At 43.8% G+C, this 20,846-nt stretch carries 16 protein-coding genes and 1 pseudogene; 9 read left to right on the forward strand and 8 right to left on the reverse strand.

Annotation, left to right across the window (positions count from 1 at the left end; all coding sequences use genetic code 11):
- Positions 1–8 precede the first annotated feature (8 nt).
- Both OCU36_RS16125 and arcC read right to left on the reverse strand, forming a co-directional pair.
- Entirely contained in the window at positions 9–635 is a 627-nt protein-coding gene (locus OCU36_RS16125; protein ID WP_261840548.1) for a TetR/AcrR family transcriptional regulator, read from the reverse strand.
- Between the two features lie 124 nt (positions 636–759).
- On the reverse strand, positions 760–1,668 hold the full coding sequence (gene arcC, locus OCU36_RS16130) for a carbamate kinase (protein ID WP_261840549.1): 909 nt from the start codon (positions 1,666–1,668) through the stop codon (positions 760–762).
- 396 nt (positions 1,669–2,064) lie between these two features.
- Here arcC and OCU36_RS16135 point away from each other — a divergent pair, with 396 nt between their 5' ends.
- The 7 genes and pseudogenes from OCU36_RS16135 (at position 2,065) to OCU36_RS16165 (ending at position 10,097) form a co-directional block, all read left to right on the forward strand.
- Positions 2,065–3,501: an APC family permease gene (locus OCU36_RS16135; protein WP_261840550.1), complete on the forward strand. Its 1,437-nt coding sequence runs from the start codon at positions 2,065–2,067 to the stop codon at positions 3,499–3,501.
- 16 nt (positions 3,502–3,517) lie between these two features.
- Positions 3,518–4,609, forward strand: coding sequence for an agmatine deiminase (gene aguA / locus OCU36_RS16140; protein WP_261840551.1), 1,092 nt, complete (start codon positions 3,518–3,520; stop codon positions 4,607–4,609).
- A 171-nt stretch (positions 4,610–4,780) separates the two neighbouring features.
- Positions 4,781–5,827, forward strand: a complete 1,047-nt coding sequence (gene argF / locus OCU36_RS16145; RefSeq protein WP_261840552.1) for an ornithine carbamoyltransferase — start codon at positions 4,781–4,783, stop codon at positions 5,825–5,827.
- Positions 5,828–6,002: 175 nt separating this feature from the next.
- A complete protein-coding gene (locus OCU36_RS16150; RefSeq protein WP_261840553.1) occupies positions 6,003–7,268 on the forward strand; it encodes a RidA family protein in 1,266 nt (421 codons plus the stop codon).
- A gap of 177 nt (positions 7,269–7,445) precedes the next feature.
- Positions 7,446–8,347, forward strand: a pseudogene (locus OCU36_RS16155) (HAD family hydrolase).
- Between the two features lie 207 nt (positions 8,348–8,554).
- Positions 8,555–9,250 (forward strand): aspartate/glutamate racemase family protein, encoded by a 696-nt coding sequence (locus OCU36_RS16160; protein WP_261840554.1) that lies wholly within the window; start codon positions 8,555–8,557, stop codon positions 9,248–9,250.
- A 607-nt stretch (positions 9,251–9,857) separates the two neighbouring features.
- Positions 9,858–10,097, forward strand: a complete 240-nt coding sequence (locus tag OCU36_RS16165; protein ID WP_261840555.1) for a YdcH family protein — start codon at positions 9,858–9,860, stop codon at positions 10,095–10,097.
- A 253-nt stretch (positions 10,098–10,350) separates the two neighbouring features.
- Here the strand turns inward: OCU36_RS16165 and glpD are convergent, their stop codons facing one another.
- From glpD to OCU36_RS16195, 6 genes are all read right to left on the reverse strand, one after another.
- Positions 10,351–11,910 carry a glycerol-3-phosphate dehydrogenase gene (gene glpD / locus OCU36_RS16170; RefSeq protein ID WP_261840556.1) on the reverse strand — a complete coding sequence of 520 codons (1,560 nt, stop codon included), beginning with the start codon at positions 11,908–11,910 and terminating at the stop codon, positions 10,351–10,353.
- A gap of 261 nt (positions 11,911–12,171) precedes the next feature.
- Entirely contained in the window at positions 12,172–12,957 is a 786-nt protein-coding gene (locus tag OCU36_RS16175) for a DeoR/GlpR family transcriptional regulator (RefSeq protein ID WP_261840557.1), read from the reverse strand.
- 292 nt (positions 12,958–13,249) lie between these two features.
- The gene (glpK, locus tag OCU36_RS16180) at positions 13,250–14,770 is read right to left on the reverse strand and encodes a glycerol kinase GlpK (RefSeq protein WP_261840558.1); all 1,521 of its coding nucleotides are present in this window, start codon (positions 14,768–14,770) and stop codon (positions 13,250–13,252) included.
- Positions 14,771–14,828: 58 nt separating this feature from the next.
- Positions 14,829–15,683, reverse strand: a complete 855-nt coding sequence (locus tag OCU36_RS16185) for an MIP/aquaporin family protein (protein WP_261840559.1) — start codon at positions 15,681–15,683, stop codon at positions 14,829–14,831.
- A gap of 512 nt (positions 15,684–16,195) precedes the next feature.
- Positions 16,196–17,242, reverse strand: coding sequence for an ACR3 family arsenite efflux transporter (gene arsB / locus OCU36_RS16190; protein ID WP_261840560.1), 1,047 nt, complete (start codon positions 17,240–17,242; stop codon positions 16,196–16,198).
- A gap of 110 nt (positions 17,243–17,352) precedes the next feature.
- A complete protein-coding gene (locus OCU36_RS16195) occupies positions 17,353–17,694 on the reverse strand; it encodes an ArsR/SmtB family transcription factor (RefSeq protein ID WP_261840561.1) in 342 nt (113 codons plus the stop codon).
- Positions 17,695–18,016: 322 nt separating this feature from the next.
- Between OCU36_RS16195 and OCU36_RS16200 the strand changes: the two genes are divergently transcribed.
- Positions 18,017–18,814: a Cof-type HAD-IIB family hydrolase gene (locus tag OCU36_RS16200; RefSeq protein ID WP_261840562.1), complete on the forward strand. Its 798-nt coding sequence runs from the start codon at positions 18,017–18,019 to the stop codon at positions 18,812–18,814.
- 323 nt (positions 18,815–19,137) lie between these two features.
- Positions 19,138–20,808, forward strand: a complete 1,671-nt coding sequence (locus OCU36_RS16205; RefSeq protein WP_261840563.1) for a hypothetical protein — start codon at positions 19,138–19,140, stop codon at positions 20,806–20,808.
- Positions 20,809–20,846: the final 38 nt, after the last annotated feature.

Here is a 20,846-nt window from a genome sequence, read left to right on the forward strand (position 1 = left end):
AGTTTCTCTTAACGCGTATGCAGCATGTTGGGTTCTGTTCTTTGACAGATATGAGGAATATACAGCTGAAGGTAAGACTCGGTCAGGCGGATTGCTTCGTTGGCAAGTTCTTGTGTGATGCAACCATGTTGGCGATAAGATAATGAGTATATTTTATCAGCAACTTGCAACGAGATAGCGAAGACATTGATGGATTGTGGTAACGGAGGAACATCAAAAAACTGTCGATAAATCGTTTCTACTTCTTTACCAAGAATTAGGTCATTTTCGGTGTCTGCATGACCTAATTCCGTGAATGTATGACGACCTAATATAAGCTTTTTGGCAATCGGGTGATTGTTGTAATAATTAACATACGCCGTTTCAATCATGCGATTGATGTCAGTCCAATGATTAACATGCTCGGCATCTATACATTTACCTAGCAGAGAATCGAAATCAATAAAAACGTCATCTAATAGATTATGGAATAAGTTCTCTATATTTGGGTAGTGATGATAAACCGTAGATGTTGCCATTCCACACTCTTTAGCAACATCATACATTGAAATATCAGTAGCTTCGCGACGTTCCATTAGTTGCACAACAGCATCATGAATTCGAATTAATTTTTCTTCGGTAGTTACTTTGCGCATCTAATGACCCTCACTGTTATTTGAAACACAAAAAACATAAAGGGTTTTCAAGAAAAGTTTCAATTGGGATATCAACACTTAGACTTTATTACCCTTTATTTATATATGACATTATAACCCAATGTTAGGCGTTAATATGTGTCCCTGTTTTACCTTCTATGATCTCTAGTGCGCTCGATAGGTCACCAATGTGTCCGTGTTGTTTTGTCTTTTCAACAAAAAGACAGCATGCGTCTACCTTCGGGCCCATCGAGCCTGCGGGGAATGTGTATTTCTTCATTTGTTCAACAGATACGTTTTCAAGCTTCTCTTCTTTGGGTGTTCCCCAATCTAAACAAACATGAGAACCATCGGTAAGAATCAACAAATGCTCTGCGCCGATTTCTTCCGCAATGAGTGCAGCTGTCATATCTTTGTCGATTACAGCTTCGAAACCCACATAAGCGCCATCTTTTTCGACGACTGGAGCACCGCCACCACCGCCACAAATAATTAGGTGCTCTTTCTCTAGTAAGTCTTTGATGGCTTTTATTTCTAGCACTTCTTTTGGCGAAGGTGATGGAACCACGCGACGCCAGTGTGCACCGTCAGGTTTCACAATCCATTGGTTGACTTCTGCGAGTTGTTTGGCTTGTTCTTCTGTATAGACAGGGCCAATAAACTTGGTTGGGTCGGCGATCGCAGGGTCGTTTTCGTCAATCACAATGCGAGTCAGAATTGTCGTAGTAAAGCGGTCTTGAATCGCAGCGTTCAACCCTTGCTGAATAAGGTAGCCAATCATTCCCTGAGTCTCAGCTCCAAGGACATCAAATGGGTAAGGAGGACAATCTTTGTAAGCATTGTTCTGTAATGACAGTAGCCCTACTTGAGGGCCATTTCCGTGCACAACCACTAAACGGTAGCCTTTACTGAGTTCAGCCAAAGAACTGGCGGTTTGCGCGATGCTCTTTTTCTGGTTTTCACAACTCATTACTTCACCACGTTGTAGTAAAGCGTTCCCACCGACAGCAACAACAATAATAGGCTTCGACATGTTTAATTCTCCAAATAATATTTTGCTCTTGGCAAATAGGTTGGTTTGAATTGTATTTAAATATTGTCGGTGTCGTGGGGATAAAAATCACAATTCGATTTGTGCTTAATATTTGATGTTTTTAGTCGCCTATATGTCACAGAAAGCCTTAATTATCTATAGATTAACTAGATATGTGATCTTGGTTTTGAAATAGAAAATGTATTTATTAATCGAATGCTTATTGACCAAAATCAAGTATTCCGACTTTTAGTATTATAAATCTAATATTTGTTGGGTTTATTTTGTTTTTGCTCCGAACTCGTTTGTGTAAAACCGATATTCAGTTTTCATCCCAGTTCACTTCATCGCTTTGCCGTTTAATTAATCCCGAATTAGAGATTAAGGAGCTAAGAGATGAGTAACGAAACGCAAGGAAAAATGGGGGTTACGGGAATTGCACTCTTTACATTATGTGCAGTTTTGGTGGTCGACACATTAACCGCGTCAGCCAGTATTGGTGTCAGTGCCATTGGTTGGTGGGTGTTAATGCTGGTCTTCTTTGTCATTCCATATGGCTTAATTACTTCTGAATTGAGTACCACCTACCCAGGTGAAGGTGGGATATACGATTGGGTAAAACAAGCATTCAATTTTAAATGGGCAGTGAGAACAACGTGGTTTTACTGGATTAACGTTGGTTTATGGATGCCTGCGGTATACATCATGTTTGCAGGGATGTTTGCCGAACTCTTTATGCCAGGTCTGTCTTTATGGGGGCAAATCGCCATCTGTATATTGCTGACATGGTTGACGGTTTGGATCTGTAATGTGTCTGCCGACATCGGTGTTTGGGTCACGAATATTGGTGCAATATTAAAAATTATCGTTATCAGTACATTAGGTGTAGGCGGATTCATCTATGCAATGAAAAACGGCGTTGCCAACGAATTTACGTTACCAGCTATGATGCCTTCATTGGATTCTGCGGTCTCTTTCTTACCAGCGATTGTGTTCAACCTAATGGGTTTTGAACTGGTTGCGACCATGACTAAAGAAATGAAAGATGTTCGCGACATGCCTAAGGCCGTCTTCCTTTCTATCGGTATCACCGCTTTCTTATACATTTTCGGTACGGTAGGCATCTTGATGGCGCTTCCTGTTGAAAGCATTGGCTTAGTGTCTGGTCTTATCGACACCTTCAAAACACTCTTCGGTGTTGGCGTGTTTGGTACAGCTATGGTGTACATCTTCGGTACTTTCGCTCTGTTAACGCTTATTGGCAACATGGTGAGCTGGACAATGGGTGCGAGCCGAGCAGCAGCTGAAGCCGCTCAAGAAGGTGAGCTTCCCGCGCCTGTCGCTAAAGTGTCAGAGAAAGGTTCTCCAGTTGGCGCAAACAACATCACAGGTACCGTATCAACGGTCGTTATCCTGTCTTACGCACTGTTTGCACAAGGGAATGACGATCTGTTCTGGTCGATATTTGCCTTCTCTAGCTGCATTTTCTTACTTCCTTACCTGTTCATGTTTCCTGCATACCTAAAGCTTCGTGTGGTTGATGGTCAACGTGAACGCCCATTCAAAGTACCCGGTGGTATGGCGGCTCAGTGGGTGATGTCCATTGTTTGTTTCTTCGTCATCCTTCAAGCCGTGATTTTATTTATCTTCCCAGAAGCTCTTGATCTAACCGTTGCTGATTGGGGATACACAGGACCTGTTTTGATTGGCGTGATTGCCACCATCCTCGCTGGTGAGTGGATTCTACTAGGTGCTCTAAAGCGTAAGAAACAGCAAGGCTCGGACGATAATGACATAGTCGATACGCAAGATAAAAAAGAAGCTCAAGCATAATTTAGGGGATATAACGATGAAAAAACTGATTGAGACTACTCCAAAACATGATGGCTTCAGAATGCCAGGGGAACACGAGCCACATAGCGAAATTTGGATGGCTTGGCCAGAACGTACTGACAACTGGCGTAATGGTGCAAAACCAGCACAAGCGGTGTTTGCAGACGTTGCTACCAAGATCAGCCATACGACATCAGTCACCATGCTCGCGAGTTCAGACCAATACGATAACGCAGTATCTCGTTTACCTGAGGACATTCGAGTATTGGAAATCTCGACTGATGACTCTTGGATGCGCGACATCGGTGCGACTTATGTTGTTGATGACAGCGGTGAACGCCGAGGAGTGGATTGGGAATTCAATGCATGGGGCGGGTTTGTGGATGGTTTGTATTCACCTTGGAATCGTGACAACCAAGTTGCTCAAAAGATGTGTGAAACCAATCGTGACTCTAGATACCGCGCTCCAATCGTACTAGAAGGAGGCTCAATTCACGTTGATGGCGAAGGCACACTCTACACAACAGAAGAGTGCTTATTACACGAAAGCCGCAACCCAGATATGAGCAAAGAAGATCTGACTGAAGTTCTTTGCGAGCATCTCAATGTTGAGAAGGTAATTTGGCTACCTCGTGGTTTATACAACGATGAAACCAATGGTCACGTCGACAATATCCTTCACGTCGTGAAGCCGGGTGAAGTGGTTCTGACGTGGTGTGATGACAAGAATGATCCTCAATATGAGATTAGCAAAGAAGCCTATGACTACATCACCAGTCAGACAGATGCCAAAGGCCGTCAAATCAAGGTACACAAGTTGCCAATGCCAGGCCCTCTGTTCATGACAGAAGAAGAGGCAGCAGGCATTGATATCGCAGACGGGATGGAGCGAGAAGCGGGTGAGCGTTTAGCGGCATCGTATGCCAATTATCTGATTACCAATAACCAAATTGTGTTGCCGCTTTTGGATAAGCGCTACGACAACGATGTTATCGGGATCTTGGAAGGCATTTATCCAGGTTACGAAGTCAACGGCGTTCCGGCTCGAGAAATTTTGTTAGGTGGCGGCAATATCCACTGCATCACCCAACAAGTGCCAAGAGTTTAGTTACAACGATAAAACCTAATAACAACTAAAGACTGAGAACAGTCGTTAATACCAATATTTAATCCCAAACGTAGCGGTTCGTGAAAGTGATGGCAGGTATTCAAAATCAAATTGCCATGAAAGTGAACTTAAAAGAGCCGCGCAAAAAATTATGAAAAATAGGAACTTATTATGAAATTACCTTCTTCTAGCGCAACTGAACTAAACAAAGCAAACCTAGAGCACATGGTTTCCATGAAAGATTTCTCTGTCGAAGAGATGGACAACATGATGGAGCTGATGACTCACCTGAAGCAGGCGCGCAAAGACAACGCAATTCCACCTCTGTTCAAAGGCAAATCGGTGGGGATGATCTTCGAAGCGGGTTCGACTCGTACACGCGTTTCTTTCGAGGTGGCAGCAACATTACTGGGTGGTCACGCACTATTCCTGTCTCCAAAAGACATTCACTTAGGTGGTAAAGAGTCGATCGATGATACTTCTCGAGTGTTATCACGTATGTGCGACATCATCATGGCTCGTACCAATAGCCCTGAAATACTAGATGGCTTACTTGAAATGTCGACAGTGCCAGTAATCAACGGCCTTGATACGCGTTTCCACCCAACTCAAATGCTAGCGGATCTCTACACGATCAGAGAACACATCACTGATGGACGTAAGCTATCAGACCTAACTTTAGCATTCATGGGTGACGCGACGGACGTGTGCCGCTCTTTGATGCTGACTTGTGCTAAGTACGGCATGGGCTTCAAGCAAATTGGTCCTAAGAAATACCACATGGAGCAAGAGTGGATCGACATGGCGCTGAACTTCTGTGAAGAATCTGGTGGCAAGATTGAAATTACCGATGATGTAGAGCGTATCAGTGACTGTGATGTGGTGTACGGCGATAGCTTCTACTGGGTGACGCAAATGGATGAGAAGGAAGAGCGTCTTGCGGCATTCATGCCTAACTACGTGATCACAGAAGAGCTAATGGCGAAGGCTCGCCCAGGTGCAATGTTGCTTCACTGCCTACCAGCGAATGACAAAGAAGAAGTGACTCGCGGCGCACTAGAAAGTGAATACTCAGTGGCGTTCGATGAAGCAGAAAACCGACTTACTGCGCAGATGGCGATTTTAGTGTACTTCACACATAAAGATGCGGTTATCCCAACGCAAGAAACTGTTAAGCATCATGAAGAAAAAATCAGCAGCTTCCTAAGTACGCTGTAGATGTTTATTCGTGGGGGCATCAGTGCCTCCACTGTTTAAAGTGAATTAAGCTGGACCAGTATTTATCACGATTTATTGGTTCGGCTATTTTTGTACCTTTTATTTTGAAATGTCGATAAACACGTGGCCGATTGGCTCTATCTGACATCAATACTCGAATAGGAGATGTATCGACATGAGTGCCGATATTATTAAAGTTTCAAGAAACACTGAAGATGCACCGCTGAGCACTTTCTCAACACAATCGGTGGCATTCTCACACTACAATAACCTCTCTGCTCAATTACCGATTGACCCTAAAACAGGTAGTTTGATCTCAGGCTCATTAGAAGCTCAAACAAAGCAGTGCTTATTAAACATTCAAACGATTGTAGAGAGCATTGGACACCGCATGCACGATGTTGTGAGAGTAAATATATACTTGAAGAACATTGCGGATATCGACTTGGTTAATGAAATCTATGCGTCCTTTTTCCAACACTACGTACCAACGTGCACGACACTCGCGGTAGTCGATTTACCGCTAGAAGGTGCACACTTACAAATGGATGCCGTGCTCTCGAATGGTGAAGGTACTTATCCTCAAGCGGCTTGTGAGTTAGTTAAAATCGCAAGAAATACTCAACACGCACCAGTCAATTCTCTATCAACTCAAACGGTGGCTTTCTCTCACTATAATCACATTTCAGCTCAGCTACCTATTGATCCTCAATCGGGTAGCATTGTTGCTGGTGGAGCAAAAGAGCACGCGATTCAATGCCTCAAAAACATTAAATCGATACTGGAAAATGTTGATGTTCCTCTTGATGACATTGTGAAGGTGAATATTCATGTGAGAAGCCTAGATGACCTTGCAGCCGTCAATGAAGTGTATACCACCTTCTTCCCGGATTCCGCGATTGCGAGGACTGTCGGTTACATGCCTGTGCGCTCGGTGACGGTGGTTGAAGGCTTAACAATGGGAGCGTTAGTGCAGATGGATGCGACTGTGTCACACGGTGATGGCACTCCGCCACAAGCGGTTGAAGACCGACACGGGATTGTAATCAAAGCGAATAATACCAAAGCTGCACCAATCAGCCCGTTTTCAACGCAAACTGTGGCCTTTTCACACTACAACAATATCTCCGCTCAATTACCGCTGGATCCAAGAGTTGGAGCGATTGTTGCGAATGGCGCAAAAGAGCAGACGATGCAGTGCCTGAATAACATTAAAGAAGTGATTGAGAGCGTTGGTCATGTCATGGATGACATCGTGAAGCTTAATATTCAATTAAGAGACATGGCAGATCTAGATGTGCTTAATGATGTTTGTACGCATTATTTTGACGGTCCATTACCTGCGCGCACGGTTATCGGTGTGTCTGATATCCCTATGGGGGCTTTGGTGCAAATTGATGCCATTGCTTCCAATGGAGAGGGAACCCAGCCTAGCCTTTAAGCGTTTTATGTAGCATCAAAACAACGAGGGTTGGCCGTGAGGTTAGCCCTCGTTTTACGTCTGTTCCAATAGCAGCATGAGTATTGGTTATAGTGTCCATAAGTGGAAAATCAGAGTAGACCAACTAGGATGAATTGAATTAAACCCTACAATTAATTCAACAACATGGTAGTTGCTATGAATAAAATAACCCTTTTGTCAGTCGCGATTTTATCCAGTCTTTCTTTCTCATCTTTTGCTAAAGATTGTGATCCCAATTTGCTGCCTTCTTAGAAGGACAGCGAGAGCAAGTCCGCTATCGTCAACTTTGTTGGGCAAGCCACCAAAACTGAGTCTGATACGTTCGTTGCGGTCCAAGATCGTATAGCTGTATTTGATAACGACGGTACGCTTTGGTCGGAAAAGCCTTACTACTTCCAATTGGCATTTGCGTTGGACCGTGTAAAAGAAATGGCGCCAGAGCACCCTGAATGGAAAACAGAAGCACCGTTTAAGTTTGTGCTTGAAGATGATATTGAGAGCGTTTTGGGCAGCGGTTGGCGATAGCAAAAGATAAACGCTTTAACAAAGCCTACACAGACCTTACTTATCAGCCAATGAAAGAGATGTTGACCTACCTGCAAGAGCATGACTTTAAGACTTATATTGTGTCGGGCGGAGGCGTTGATTTCATGAGGGCGTGGGCTCCACAAGCTTACAACATTCCTACAGAGCAAATCATCGGTAGTGCGCTTAAATACAACTACAGCTACAACGATGGCAAACCAACGGTGACCAAAGACTCGTCGATTTTGACCATTGATGACAAAGCAGGAAAGGTCACTAACATTCAGTATATTATCGGTAAGAAGCCTATTTTAGCAGTAGGCAACTCAGATGGTGATCAAGCCATGATGCAATGGGCAACGAGCCAACCCAACTCAATGGCGATGATTGTTCATCACACTGATGCTGAGCGCGAGTGGCAGTACGATCGTGAGTCTCACGTTGGCAAGCTTGATAAAGCGCTAGATGAGGCGAGTTCCAGAAAGGACTGGACACTGATCGACATGAAATCAGATTGGTGTGAGGTGTACTAACGCCACGTTTACCCTTGGTCAAAACCACAAAGGCTTGGATTTTTAATTCGAGCTTTTTTGTGAGCGGAGGTTTTGGGAATGAACGGTTTGAAAGCAATCGTTTGAAAGGAATAAGGTGTTATGGGCTCGCTTTAAGCAAGAACGTACTATAAATTTTCAATGTATGATGGTTTAATCGGAATAGTCAGAAATTAAAGGAATAGAAAAATGAAAACGATCGGTTTGCTCGGCGGTATGAGTTGGGAGTCGACTGTGAGTTACTACAAGTCCATCAACGAGGGCGTTAAAGCGACCCTTGGTGGGCTCAATTCTGCAAAGGTTTGTATGTACAGCGTGAACTTCGATGAGATAGAAAAGCTTCAACATCAAGGTCGTTGGGCGGAGACTGCAGATATCTTATCGGACGCGGCTTTGTCGGTAGAGAAGGGCGGGGCTGATTTCATTCTGATTTGTACCAATACCATGCATAAGGTTGTTCCTGAGATCGAAGATAAGATCACGATTCCTATCTTGCACATTGCTGATACCACGGCGCAGAAGTTGCTTGAACAGGGCGTAAAGAAAGTTGGATTACTCGGTACCGCTTTCACCATGGAGCAAGATTTCTATAAAGGCCGCCTGACTAATAAATTCGGTATCGATGTGGTAATTCCGGATGAGGATGACCGAAAAAAAGTTCACAACATCATTTATCAAGAGCTGTGTCGAGGTGAAGTAAAAGAAGAGTCTCGAGCTGTATACCGTCAAATCATTGAGAAGCTAAGCCAACAAGGTGCGGAAGCCGTTATTCTGGGCTGTACTGAAATTGCCCTCCTGATTCAGCAGCAACACACTGATGTTCCCTTGTTTGATACCACAGCCATTCATGCAGAAGCGGCTGTACGTTTGGCGACGAGCGATTAACTTCTAGTTCTTATTCTTAGCTCAATAGCAGTCCTCTTTTAGTTTTTGTGCAGTTTTTATTCGTTGAAGTGAAAGTTTTTTGTACAAAAGCAGGTCGTTAATTAAGGAAGCGGTGCTTTGTTCATTCACCAAGGCTTTATCGGCTGATAATGTTTTAGTTAATGATTGAGGTATCCGCGTCTTTAAGCACTATGCTTTAGTCATGACCAAACGAGGATTAATTATGAAATGGCTTATCTTATCGGTGACATTATTGTTTGTGGCGGGGTGCCAATCAACAGGCTCTGAAACATCTTCACATGATCAAATGGATAAAGTTGATACCAGAGGATGCAGTAGCTAGCTCCTTTTTGTGGACATACCTTTCAGCTACTCATATTGCGACTTGTATCGTTGTTCTTATCAATAGCTTTTTCCTAAAAAGCCTTGTCGTGTCATAAGGTTTTTTGTGCAAAACACTTATTTATTCTTGTAAATTGGCGCACCTTAATTGCCTATATTCTATGCTGTGTACTGGATCTCATTTGTTCTTTTAGCCACTTGCTAAAGTTAATAAGGAATGTGTTTAAGACTTACTCAATCACTTTACTTAACTTAAGAGGTTCCTATGCTAGGTGAAAATCACTCTCTTGTTCACGAATTTCCTGAAATGAAAGACAAAATTGCTGAGCTTGTTCAATCTGATAGTGGCTTTGCCGAAGCCATGAAGACATACGACCAACTTGATAAAGAGATTCGTAAGCTTGAGCTGAAAGATTCACCCATTGATGACGGCTCGATGCACCAATTGAAACATGATCGTTCTGTACTGAAAGACGTACTGCATGCTCGTATAACGGGTTTATGAGCAGGTCATTTTGCTGATTGGCTAAATGACGAATTGCAGATTTAGACAATAAAAACTCCTTCGGGAGTTTTTTCTTTTTCTAGTCTTTGACTCTGTTTTCGCGTACAAGTTTTTCTAGAGAAAGGAAAATTTTCGATATCGGTAGCCCCTAGTTGGTATCAAGCCTATGATAGGGGCTGATATAAAAAGCTTAGCGGGGGGACGCTAAGCTTGGTTGTTGATCATGTTCTTGAACCATGTCTAAGCTGGTGGGTTAGCCTACTTGAGAAAAGCTTAATACCTTGCTTTGTCGTTTCTCTTTTAAGTAATCCGTCACCGTTTGCTGCTCGGATTCGCTCATGTACAGGCCAAGTTTGGTTCTGCGCCACAAGATGTCTTCGTCAGTCATCGCCATCTCTTCATTGATCAAGTAATCGATTTCAACTTGATAAACGCCATGCGCCTCGCTTGAGAATTGAATGCCAAGGTCAGCTTGGCTATCTGCGCCTTCCAGTAGCTTCCACGTGTAAGTACCAAATTGAGTCACGTAGCGAAGTAACAACGCTTCAGATGCCCAAGGATATTGAGTGTGGATCATCTTCGCAAGCTGCTCTCTGCTGCAACTAAAGTTACCACCTGGAAGCGTGTCATTGGCAGTCCAAGGTGCACCCATGTTGGGTAGGTATGGCTCAAGTTTCTTAAGTGCCGCTTCGCCGAGCTTACGATAAGTGGTCAACTTGCCACCGAAGATCGAAAGCAATGGGGCTTGATCAAGCTCTGCGTCCAATTCCAATGTGTAGTCACGAGTGATCGCTTGTGGTGAATCCGATTCATCATCACAAAGCGGTCTTACGCCACTGTATGTCCAAACCACGTCTTCACGACCAAGTTGTTTGACAAAGTGTTGGTTAACAATATCAATCAAGTAATCGACTTCGACATCATCAATAGCAACTTCGCGCGGGTCGCCTTTGTATTCGAGGTCAGTGGTGCCGATGATCGAGAACTTATCTAGGTAAGGGATCATGAACACAATGCGATTGTCTTTGTTTTGCAGAATGTACGCTTGTGGTTCGTCGTGAATGCGTGGCACAACAATATGTGAGCCTTTGATCAGACGAATATTACGAGGCGAAGCCTGCTCTAATCCATCATCAAAGAACTGCTTAACCCAAGGGCCTGCCGCGTTAACCAGCGCTTTCGCTTTACGTTCAAAACGCTGGTTTGTCATCACATCAAGGATCGTTACATGCCAAATATCACCTTCACGGTGTGCTTTTTCAACACGGCAGTAGTTACGTACTTCTGCGTTGTTCTCTTTTGCTGCCAACACGTTGAGCAACACCATGCGCGCATCATCCACCCAGCAATCTGAGTATTCGAAGCCGGTCTTCATTTCTGGTTTCAGTAGGCCCGATTTCGCTAGGTTGACGGTCTTACTTCCCGGAAGAGTGGTGCGCTTACCCAAGTTATCGTAAAGGAATAGGCCACAGCGAATCATCCAAGCTGGGCGTAAAAATGGTCGATGAGGTAAACGGAAGCGCATTGGTTGAGCAACATGAGGTGCTTTTCTTAACAAAACTTCACGTTCAGCGAGTGCTTCCGAAACCAAACGAAATTCGTAATGTTCAAGGTAGCGTAGGCCACCGTGGATAAGCTTTGAGCTGGCAGAAGACGTCGCAGATGCGAAATCATTTGCTTCGTATAAGCCAACGTTTAGACCACGACCGGCTGCGTCAGCCGCGATGCCTGCACCATTAATGCCGCCGCCAATCACGATCAAGTCTAAAGTGGAAGATGTACTGTTGTTTGAATTATTTTGTTGAGCACTCATGGTTTTGACCTCTTTCTGAGCGAACGAGCATTTTAGAACCTAATTGAATCCTATATGAACTTTCGTTTGCGGTCATTTATTATTTTCGTTTATGCGCGTTTTATGTGATTTGAGCATAAAAAAACCTCTGCTTATAAAAGCAGAGGTTCAAAAAAGTCTAATTCGAGCATTGAAGCGACGGTGGGTGTGAGCAAGCTTTACTTTTCTATAAAGAATCGTGATTCATTTAAGAAAGTGGCGTCACTGAGCGCTTGTTTTGATTTATTCGCTCATAGGACGAGCGGTATCGATCACTTCTAGCGGTATTGCGGAATCTTTAAGGATGTTGAGAATCTCTTCCGGTGGCTGCTGATTAGTAAACACCATGTGCGCTTGAGATATATTGCCGAGCTTTACCATCGCATTACGACCAAATTTACTGTGGTCGACGGCTAAGAAGATGCTGCGACTGTTTTCGATGATGGCTTGTTTCACACGAACTTCGTGGTAATCAAAATCGAGCAGTGATCCATCAAAGTCGATGCCGCTGATGCCTAAGATGCCGAAATCGAGGCGGAACTGCTTCACGAAATCGAGGGTCGCTTCGCCTACAATGCCGCCATCACGGTTTCTCACTTCGCCACCGGCCAAGATAACCTTTATCTCTGGGTTAGGCAGAAGAATGCTGGCAACGTTAATGTTGTTAGTGACAACTCGTAATTGTTTGTGACTTTTGTTGAGCGCGCGGGCGACCGATTCTGGCGTGGTGCCAATATCCACAAACAGGGTTGCACCATCTGGGATGTGCTTAACCAGTTCGTCGGCAATCACGTCTTTTTCGTTGAAGTTGAGCGCTTTACGCGTGTTATATGAGGTGTTCTCCGAACTTAAAGGAATGGTTGCACCACCGTGATAGCGACGGATTTTGTTGCTATCGGCCAGTTCATTGAGGTCTCGTCTGATGGTTTGTGGGCTGACATCGAACTTTTCAACGAGCTCTTCGGTGCTCACATATCCTTGTGTTTTTACCAGATCTACAATCTGCTGGTGTCTTGGTATCTGCTTCACTTAACTTACCACTCCCTGCGCGCAAAGGGCTCTAGCGCGTCAAAATCGAAAATATGAACTTACGCTATTGTGCTCGAATTGATGAAAAGAGAGAAGTCATGATGGTAAGGAATCATGTCTAAACCGCAAAAACGCGGGGCAAAACGTAGAATTTGAGCCTGAAACGCAAAAAAGAGCACAAAATAGTGCTCTTTTTAGTTTCGTTTGCTGAGGTTCGAGCAATCTAATCGATGAGATTGCTCGAGTTCCTAGGTCAACGGTTAATGACTAATGATTAGCTGAATACTCAGTATTACTCTTCGTCGTCATCGTGTAGCTCAGACCAAACCTGTGCACACTTGATAGCACGCTTCCAGCCTTTGTAACGACGGTTCCGTTTCTCTTCGTCGTGATGTGGCATGAAGGTGCGGTTCAGAACGGCTTTATTTTGAAGCTCGTCAATGCTGTCCCAGAAACCAACCGCTAGGCCGGCAAGGTAAGCAGCACCAAGAGCGGTTACTTCTGTTACTTCAGGGCGGTGAACTTCAGTATCAAGCACGTCTGATTGGAATTGCATTAGGAAGTTATTCGCTACTGCGCCGCCGTCAACTCGTAGGTTCGCTAGCTTGATGCCAGAGTCCGCTTGCATCGCGTCTAGTACGTCACGCGTTTGGTAAGCAATGCCTTCCAAGGTAGCACGGATGATGTGGTTAGAGTTAACACCACGAGTCAGGCCAACAATCGTACCGCGAGCGTAAGCATCCCAGTAGGGGGCGCCTAAACCAGTAAACGCTGGGACTACGTAAACGCCGTTTGAAGAGTCGACTTTGGTTGCGAAGTACTCAGAGTCTTCTGCGCCAGCCAGTAGCTTCATCTCATCACGTAGCCATTGGATTGATGCGCCGCCCATGAATACCGCCCCTTCCAATGCGTATGCTGGTTCGCCTTTAGGGCCACATGCCAGTGTGGTGAGTAGGCCGTTCTTGGATGTGACTTTCTCTTGGCCCGTGTTCATTAGAAGGAAGCAACCTGTGCCGTAAGTGTTTTTCGCTTGGCCGGCTTCTACACACATTTGACCGTAAAGTGCCGCTTGTTGGTCACCTGCAATACCTGCGATAGGAATACGAGTACCGCCTTTACCACCCAGGTTCGTTTGACCGTAAACCTCAGAAGAACGCTTCACTTCAGGCATCATTGATGACGGGATACCCATTTCATCAAGCAGCTTTTGATCCCAACATAGGTCGTTGATGTTGAATAACATAGTACGTGATGCGTTAGTGTAATCCGTAACGTGAACACGTCCTTGAGTCATCTTCCATACCAACCAAGTATCAACCGTACCGAACAGTAGTTTGCCAGCTTCAGCGTCTTCGCGAGCACCTTCAACGTTGTCTAGAATCCATTTTACTTTGGTACCTGAGAAATACGGGTCAAGGACTAAGCCAGTATTATCACGTACGTAGTCTTCTAGGCCACGTGCTTTAAGGTCTTCACAGATATCTGCTGTGCGGCGACACTGCCATACGATGGCGTTATAAACAGGTTTGCCTGTCTCTTTGTTCCAAACAATGGTGGTTTCACGTTGGTTAGTGATACCAATACCTGCTAACTCGTCGCTGCGAATGCCTGCTTTAGCAAGCGCTTCAACTAATGTAGAGCTTTGAGTTGCCCAGATTTCCATTGGATCATGCTCAACCCAACCGGCTTTCGGGTAAATCTGAGTGAATTCTCGTTGAGAAGAGCTAACGATGTTTGCATCGTGATCGAGGATTACAGCGCGAGAGCTTGTGGTGCCTTGGTCTAGGGCAACAATGTATTTTTTCTCGGTCATGGTAAGAATCCTTTTTCTTTTGTTATTTATATTTTAGTAAATGTAAGATCGCTTAGGATTAAGCTTGAGCTTGTTCAGCTTCTTGTTCTGTTTCACATTGGTTTGGAATTGTGCAGCCTTGGCCTTCAACTGGTAGGTAAGCACCGATAACACGTGGGTACAACCAGCCACCAAAACATGCACCCGCAATTGGAGCAAGGATTGGTACGATGAAGTAAGGAATATCACGAGCACCGCTTAGTGCGAAATCCCAACCTGCAAAGTAAGCAAAGAGTTTTGGTCCGAAGTCACGAGCCGGATTCATTGCAAAACCAGTCAGTGGACCTAAAGAGCCACCGATTACTGCGATAAGAATACCGATCAGCAGTGGATTCATCGCACCGCGGGAGGCGCCATTGTTCTCATCACCTAACGCTAAGATGGCAAACATCAACACAGCTGTAATCACGAATTCCACAGCAAAAGCGCCGAAGAAAGAGAGTGAAGCATGTGGGTAAGTCGAAAAGATACCAGCGGTTGAGAGTGCTTCTTGGCTGCTACGAACGAAGTTGTGTGCGATTTCGTAATCAGTGAATAAGTTACTGTACAGGGCGTAAACTAATGCTGCAGAGCAGAATGCGCCTAGTAGCTGAGAAATGATGTAAGGCAGCACTTTCGCTTTGTCAAAGCCATGGAACATGGCCAGAGCGATTGTTACGGCTGGATTGATGTGCGCGCCAGAAACCCCAGCAGTACAGTAAATTGCAATCGCAACTCCAAAGCCCCAGATGATGCTGATTTCCCATTGCCCGAATGTTGCACCGGTGAGCACCAGCGCCGCCACACAGCCAACACCAAAGAATATGAGTAATCCAGTTCCTATGAATTCGGCCAAGCATTGTCCAAATAAAGAAGGGTGTTTGTTCGTTGTCATGTTCGAGTCCTTTTTTAGTTTTGCTCATCTAGCACGTGCATTGTGCATAGATTTGTAAAATCGAAAATAAACGAGCATCAAAAATGAGTGTTTGAGCGTATTTTTGTTAAATTACATCGCTTGGAATGTTAAATTGAGCACTTTTGTTCGAAATGGAATGCTTAATGGACGACATTGCGTAAGTGACGTGTTTTGAGGTCGATAAAACTACCTGTATGTAAACGGATGCACAACTGGTACGAGGTGTTTCTGTTTGGATTTGTGATGCGACTTCATAAGTGGTGAATTATTAGGCTCAATCAGGACAGGCAGTGTCAGGTTGTGACTCTCTTAGAGGTTTGAAAGGGGGATAAATTAAACTCATATGCACAAATGAATACACTGCCAACTACGGTGTCGTTTGGCAGTGTATTTCAGGTATTTTTCTCGAATTTACAGCTCTAAACCAGAGCTGTAACTTTCTTTTTTGCAAACCATTCAATTATCACTATATACACCATACGTTGATGATATTAGTGCTTAGTTTGACCGTTGTAGTACTTGTCTTTCATCTTAAGCGCCACGTTCACTAGGTAAATCAACACAGGTACTTCAATCAGTGGACCGATAACACCTGCAAACGCTTGGTCTGAGTTGATACCGAATACTGAGATAGCAACGGCAATCGCTAGCTCGAAGTTGTTACCTGTCGCGGTGAATGCAATGGATGCGTTCTTGTCGTATTCAATACCCATCTTCTTACCAATGAAGAAGCTGATGAAGAACATCGCTGTGAAGTAGATCGTCAGTGGAACCGCAATCAACAATACGTCCATTGGCAGTTCTACAATCATCTCGCCTTTTAGGCTGAACATCAGAACGATGGTTGCCAGTAGTGCAATCAGTGTGATTGGAGAGATACGTGGAATAAACACATCGTTGTACCACTGCTCGCCTTTCATCGACACAAGGATCTTACGGCTTAGGAAGCCCGCTAGAAATGGGATACCTAGGTAGATAAGGACACTGTGTGCAATGTCGATCATCGAGATATCAACCAACATGCCTTGGTAACCAAATACTGGCGGAAGAACGCTGATGAACAACCACGCCATAAAGCTGTAGCTCACCACTTGGAATGCACTGTTTAGAGCAACCAATGCTGCGCCGTACTCTTTGTTACCGCCGCCGATGTCGTTCCAAACCAGAACCATTGCTACACAACGAGCTAGACCAATCAGAATCACGCCAACCATGTAACCTGGGTGGTCACCCAAGAAAGTCAGTGCCAATACAAACATCACAATTGGGCCAACAAGCCAGTTCATGATCAAAGATAGCTTGATCGCTTTCTTATCTTTTACCACGGTGCCGAGCAGGTTGTAGTTAACCTTAGCCAGAGGTGGGTACATCATTAAGATAAGGCCAATCGCCAGTGGAATGTTGGTGGTACCAACCGATATCGATTCGTTCCACTGTTCGATCTGTGGGAATAGGGTGCCAAGCAATACACCAAGGCCCATGGCAATAAAGATCCACAGTGTTAAGTAGCGATCGAGAAAACCTAACTTTGGTTTCATGATAATCTCTCTTTGTTGATATCGTAAATCGTCGAAAAACGATTGGTGGTGACAAAAAAACACGCTTAAAAGTAAAGGCCACTAAAAGCCGATCATTCAAGCGTGAACTTCTATTTTAAAATGCTGTTAAATACCGATTCGAAACGTTGAATATTGTCGCGGTCGATGCGGTAACACATCTTCGGCGGAATCGACTCAGCCGTAATAAAGCCAGAGGTTTTCAATATTCTTAAGTGCTCTGATACGGTTGATTGAGCTAAACCCAACTCACTCACCAGATCACTGTTCAAGCAGCCGCCCGATTTTTCTAAAGCGGACAAGATACTAAGTATGCGAATTCTCGCTGGATGAGCGAGTGCTTTGGCTAACGCAGCCATCTCTTTTTCTGCTTCAGCATTACTCAGCGGAAGAGGTAGAGAACAGCTAGCTGTTGCTGGGCATGTTGCAGTCATAGTTAGTGGACTCACTTACTACTAATCGTTAAAAGACGATTGATAATAAGCCTATTTCTTTTATTGGTCAACGCGAAATTTAAAAGTCGGCTTAAATTGGCATATTAAATCAGTCGCTTTAGTTAAGCTGATACTCGTTTTTTTATCTGTTTTTGCTCTCTTATTGCGCATAAACAAGATCTTAGGTTTAAACAAAGAAATCGACCGAAAAGCATTGCACTCACTGGTTACTCTAACGATATAATCGAACGCAGAACTGTTACACAAGATAACGAAAAATCATAATTTACTATTCAATTTTTACTTATAGGTAAGCCCTGAAATGCCACAACAGAACATCAAATTTATCGCCGCTGATATGGATGGTACTCTGCTTAATGAACACGGAAAGTTAGACCCGGAATTTTTCAATCTTTACGAACGACTAGAAGCTCAAGACATTATTTTTGCGGCGGCGTCGGGTCGTCAATATCACAGCTTGATGGACACCTTTGCTCCACTTAAAGATCGCATGATGTTCGTTGCTGAAAACGGCACATTGGTGATGCACAAAGGCCAAGAGCTCTACAGCTGCTTGCTTGATACTGATGCCATCAAAGAGATCATTAAAGAAGCGCGTGCTATTGAAGGTGCACACGTGGTGCTTTGTGGTAAGAAGTCTGCGTACATTGAAACCAAAGATGAGCGTGCTCTAGCGGAGATCTCTAAGTATTACCACCGTCGCGAGCAAGTAGAAGACTTACTGGCGGTAGAAGACGATTTCATTAAGGTGGCTATCTGTCACTTCGATGGCTCACAAGAGAAATTGAATCCAAGCATCAATGCTAAGTTTGGTGAGAACTACCAAGTGGTGGTCAGTGCGAAAATTTGGCTCGATGTGATGAACGCCGAGGCATCCAAAGGTGCGGCGATTAAACACCTACAAAACACACTTGGCTTCACTTATGAGCAGACCATGAGTTTTGGTGACTACCTGAATGACTTGGAAATGCTTAAAGAGAGTTACCACTCTTACGCGATGGAAAACGCACATCCCAAACTCAAAGAGATCGCACGCTTTATTGCACCAAGTAACGTTGATGGTGGCGTCTTTCAAGTGCTGTATAAATGGCTATCGTAATAGCTCCTTGGTCAAATACAAGTCGGGTCTCGTAAAGCCGTCAGTTTCGTTGATGTCAAAGTTATTAAAAGGGTCAGCGAACGAAACCTGTCGAATGAGAAAGATGACGTAAGGAGTCGTTCTCGTCTTGGCGATGACGGAGTCAACATTGGTTTCTGAATGTATGATCGCTTATTGAGCCGTTGGATTTTTTGGAGAGATAAGTGATTTGTGCTCGACAAGCATTCAAGAAGCGTCGAAAAAATAATCGATTGCTTGATTGAATAGTATATCATACCATTCGGTATCTTAAATATAATGATTGCTCTAGAAGTTTGTTATCTATGAATAAAAAAGTAATGCTGTCTTTTTGTGTTAGCACTTTATTGCTGACTGGATGTCAAGAAGGTGGAGGTAAGTCAGCTCCCCCGAGTACCGGAACAAAAAGTGGCTCGCAGGACATCAATGTAACGGCGAGCTTAATGAACCGAGTCGATGTTGAGTTAGCCAATATCCAATCCGTACCTAAACCAGATATATTTCAATTTTCAAATATTCAATTAGTTCAAGATGGCTTGAATGTCATTATTACGAACCCAACGCCTCAAAAAGTCAAAAGATTCGTCGCAACCTTGGGCGATAATAAGACTGCGTCAATCATTGAACTTGATAACGATTTGCCAGCATATAGCAAAGGGTTACTGAGTTCGTCGACAGCAACATTGAATAAGTTAAAACTGATTGATCAGCTTCATTTCTTTAAACCTAAGGTTCAAATGGTCGGTTTTAAGGAGAATGGTCAATTAATAGACTGTAACATAGTGATCCCTGGTAAATCTTGTTATGGCCCTCCTAATGAACATGAACGATTTTTGTACGAAGTTATTCTCACCAATATGCATAATGCTTTCAATCGTTATAGTTTTATTAATACTTTCAAAACATATTTCGCCGATCCTGGTGAATGCGGAAAGTATGATTGTAAAAATTATAAAGACACCAAACTTAGCTATGCAGAAAGGAATTTCTTGGTGTATGGGATAAAAGACCATGCATTAGGAATGAGAGTCATGCGTAATAAATATTCAGGAGCCGGAATGGGGGGAGGGGGAATGCCTAACCTCAATGAATCGTTCTCGACAGCAGGTGGCTGGGGCTCTGTTTGGCAGGGATCTCTTGACCCTAATTCGCCAACTTACCGTGGATTGACTAATGCCAACTACAACACTGTATGGCATGAAGGGGCTCATGCCTATGGGTTTAGTCATAGCTCTGGAATGACGTATGGTTTTCAGGCTGCTTGGTCTTTTGACTCGATTTTTGGTGATAGTTGGGGGGGGAGTGGTAACTCCTTTATGGACACAAAAGTAACGACGCAAGAGCGTGAGAACCGAAGTGAAATAAAACTACCTTCGGTGATTATTAAACACGATAACATTAGTAAATATAAAGTGAATCTCAGCTTTAGTTACCCGTATTCTGAGTCAAAGCCAACAACTATTATGCTGAACTATTTGACGAGCAAAGAAGTCAATTTAAAAACAAACTATAAACCGGGCAGCGACACCGTAACTCTAACCTTCGATAAGCCACTGGAAGCGCCGGTTTATATTCGTGCGATGGCAAAAGGTAAGGATTACATGTCAACCATTGTTCTTGATAATAAGGATATTATTCCGTCTACAAGTTACATTGTTGACGGAAAAAAATATTCAGTTTTGGCGGATGAGCTTCTGGATAAAACAGCCAATGGTTGGGATATTCGTAAAACTTGTACGACTCAAGGTGGTGTACTTGCAACGAAAGCAGAATATCAAAAGTTATGGGATTATTTAAGTGACCATAATCAGTTATCTGAGCTAGTTAAGACTCAATATCTGACAAAAGACGAGCCTGCTAGCTACCAAATTTGGCAAGTCGATTTTCAACCAAATGAAATGGATTCTCGTTATATTTCTATGAAGAATCCACTTGGAAATGAAAACGGTCTCGTTTGTATTTCTGATCTTGATTAATTGCCCTCTATCATAAACCTGTTTCAGCAGTAATTGAC

This window comes from Vibrio artabrorum, from assembly GCF_024347295.1.
GTDB classification, from domain to species: domain Bacteria; phylum Pseudomonadota; class Gammaproteobacteria; order Enterobacterales; family Vibrionaceae; genus Vibrio; species Vibrio artabrorum.

What these genes read in the sequence shown, in the direction of transcription:
- OCU36_RS16125 (WP_261840548.1), bottom strand. Translation starts at nt 635, where the DNA reads ATGCGCAAAGTAACTACCGAAGAAAAATTAATTCGAATTCATGATGCT.
- arcC (WP_261840549.1), bottom strand. Translation starts at nt 1,668, where the DNA reads ATGTCGAAGCCTATTATTGTTGTTGCTGTCGGTGGGAACGCTTTACTA.
- OCU36_RS16135 (WP_261840550.1), top strand. Translation starts at nt 2,065, where the DNA reads ATGAGTAACGAAACGCAAGGAAAAATGGGGGTTACGGGAATTGCACTC.
- aguA (WP_261840551.1), top strand. Translation starts at nt 3,518, where the DNA reads ATGAAAAAACTGATTGAGACTACTCCAAAACATGATGGCTTCAGAATG.
- argF (WP_261840552.1), top strand. Translation starts at nt 4,781, where the DNA reads ATGAAATTACCTTCTTCTAGCGCAACTGAACTAAACAAAGCAAACCTA.
- OCU36_RS16150 (WP_261840553.1), top strand. Translation starts at nt 6,003, where the DNA reads ATGAGTGCCGATATTATTAAAGTTTCAAGAAACACTGAAGATGCACCG.
- OCU36_RS16160 (WP_261840554.1), top strand. Translation starts at nt 8,555, where the DNA reads ATGAAAACGATCGGTTTGCTCGGCGGTATGAGTTGGGAGTCGACTGTG.
- OCU36_RS16165 (WP_261840555.1), top strand. Translation starts at nt 9,858, where the DNA reads ATGCTAGGTGAAAATCACTCTCTTGTTCACGAATTTCCTGAAATGAAA.
- glpD (WP_261840556.1), bottom strand. Translation starts at nt 11,910, where the DNA reads ATGAGTGCTCAACAAAATAATTCAAACAACAGTACATCTTCCACTTTA.
- glpK (WP_261840558.1), bottom strand. Translation starts at nt 14,770, where the DNA reads ATGACCGAGAAAAAATACATTGTTGCCCTAGACCAAGGCACCACAAGC.
- OCU36_RS16185 (WP_261840559.1), bottom strand. Translation starts at nt 15,683, where the DNA reads ATGACAACGAACAAACACCCTTCTTTATTTGGACAATGCTTGGCCGAA.
- arsB (WP_261840560.1), bottom strand. Translation starts at nt 17,242, where the DNA reads ATGAAACCAAAGTTAGGTTTTCTCGATCGCTACTTAACACTGTGGATC.
- OCU36_RS16195 (WP_261840561.1), bottom strand. Translation starts at nt 17,694, where the DNA reads ATGACTGCAACATGCCCAGCAACAGCTAGCTGTTCTCTACCTCTTCCG.
- OCU36_RS16200 (WP_261840562.1), top strand. Translation starts at nt 18,017, where the DNA reads ATGCCACAACAGAACATCAAATTTATCGCCGCTGATATGGATGGTACT.
- OCU36_RS16205 (WP_261840563.1), top strand. Translation starts at nt 19,138, where the DNA reads ATGAATAAAAAAGTAATGCTGTCTTTTTGTGTTAGCACTTTATTGCTG.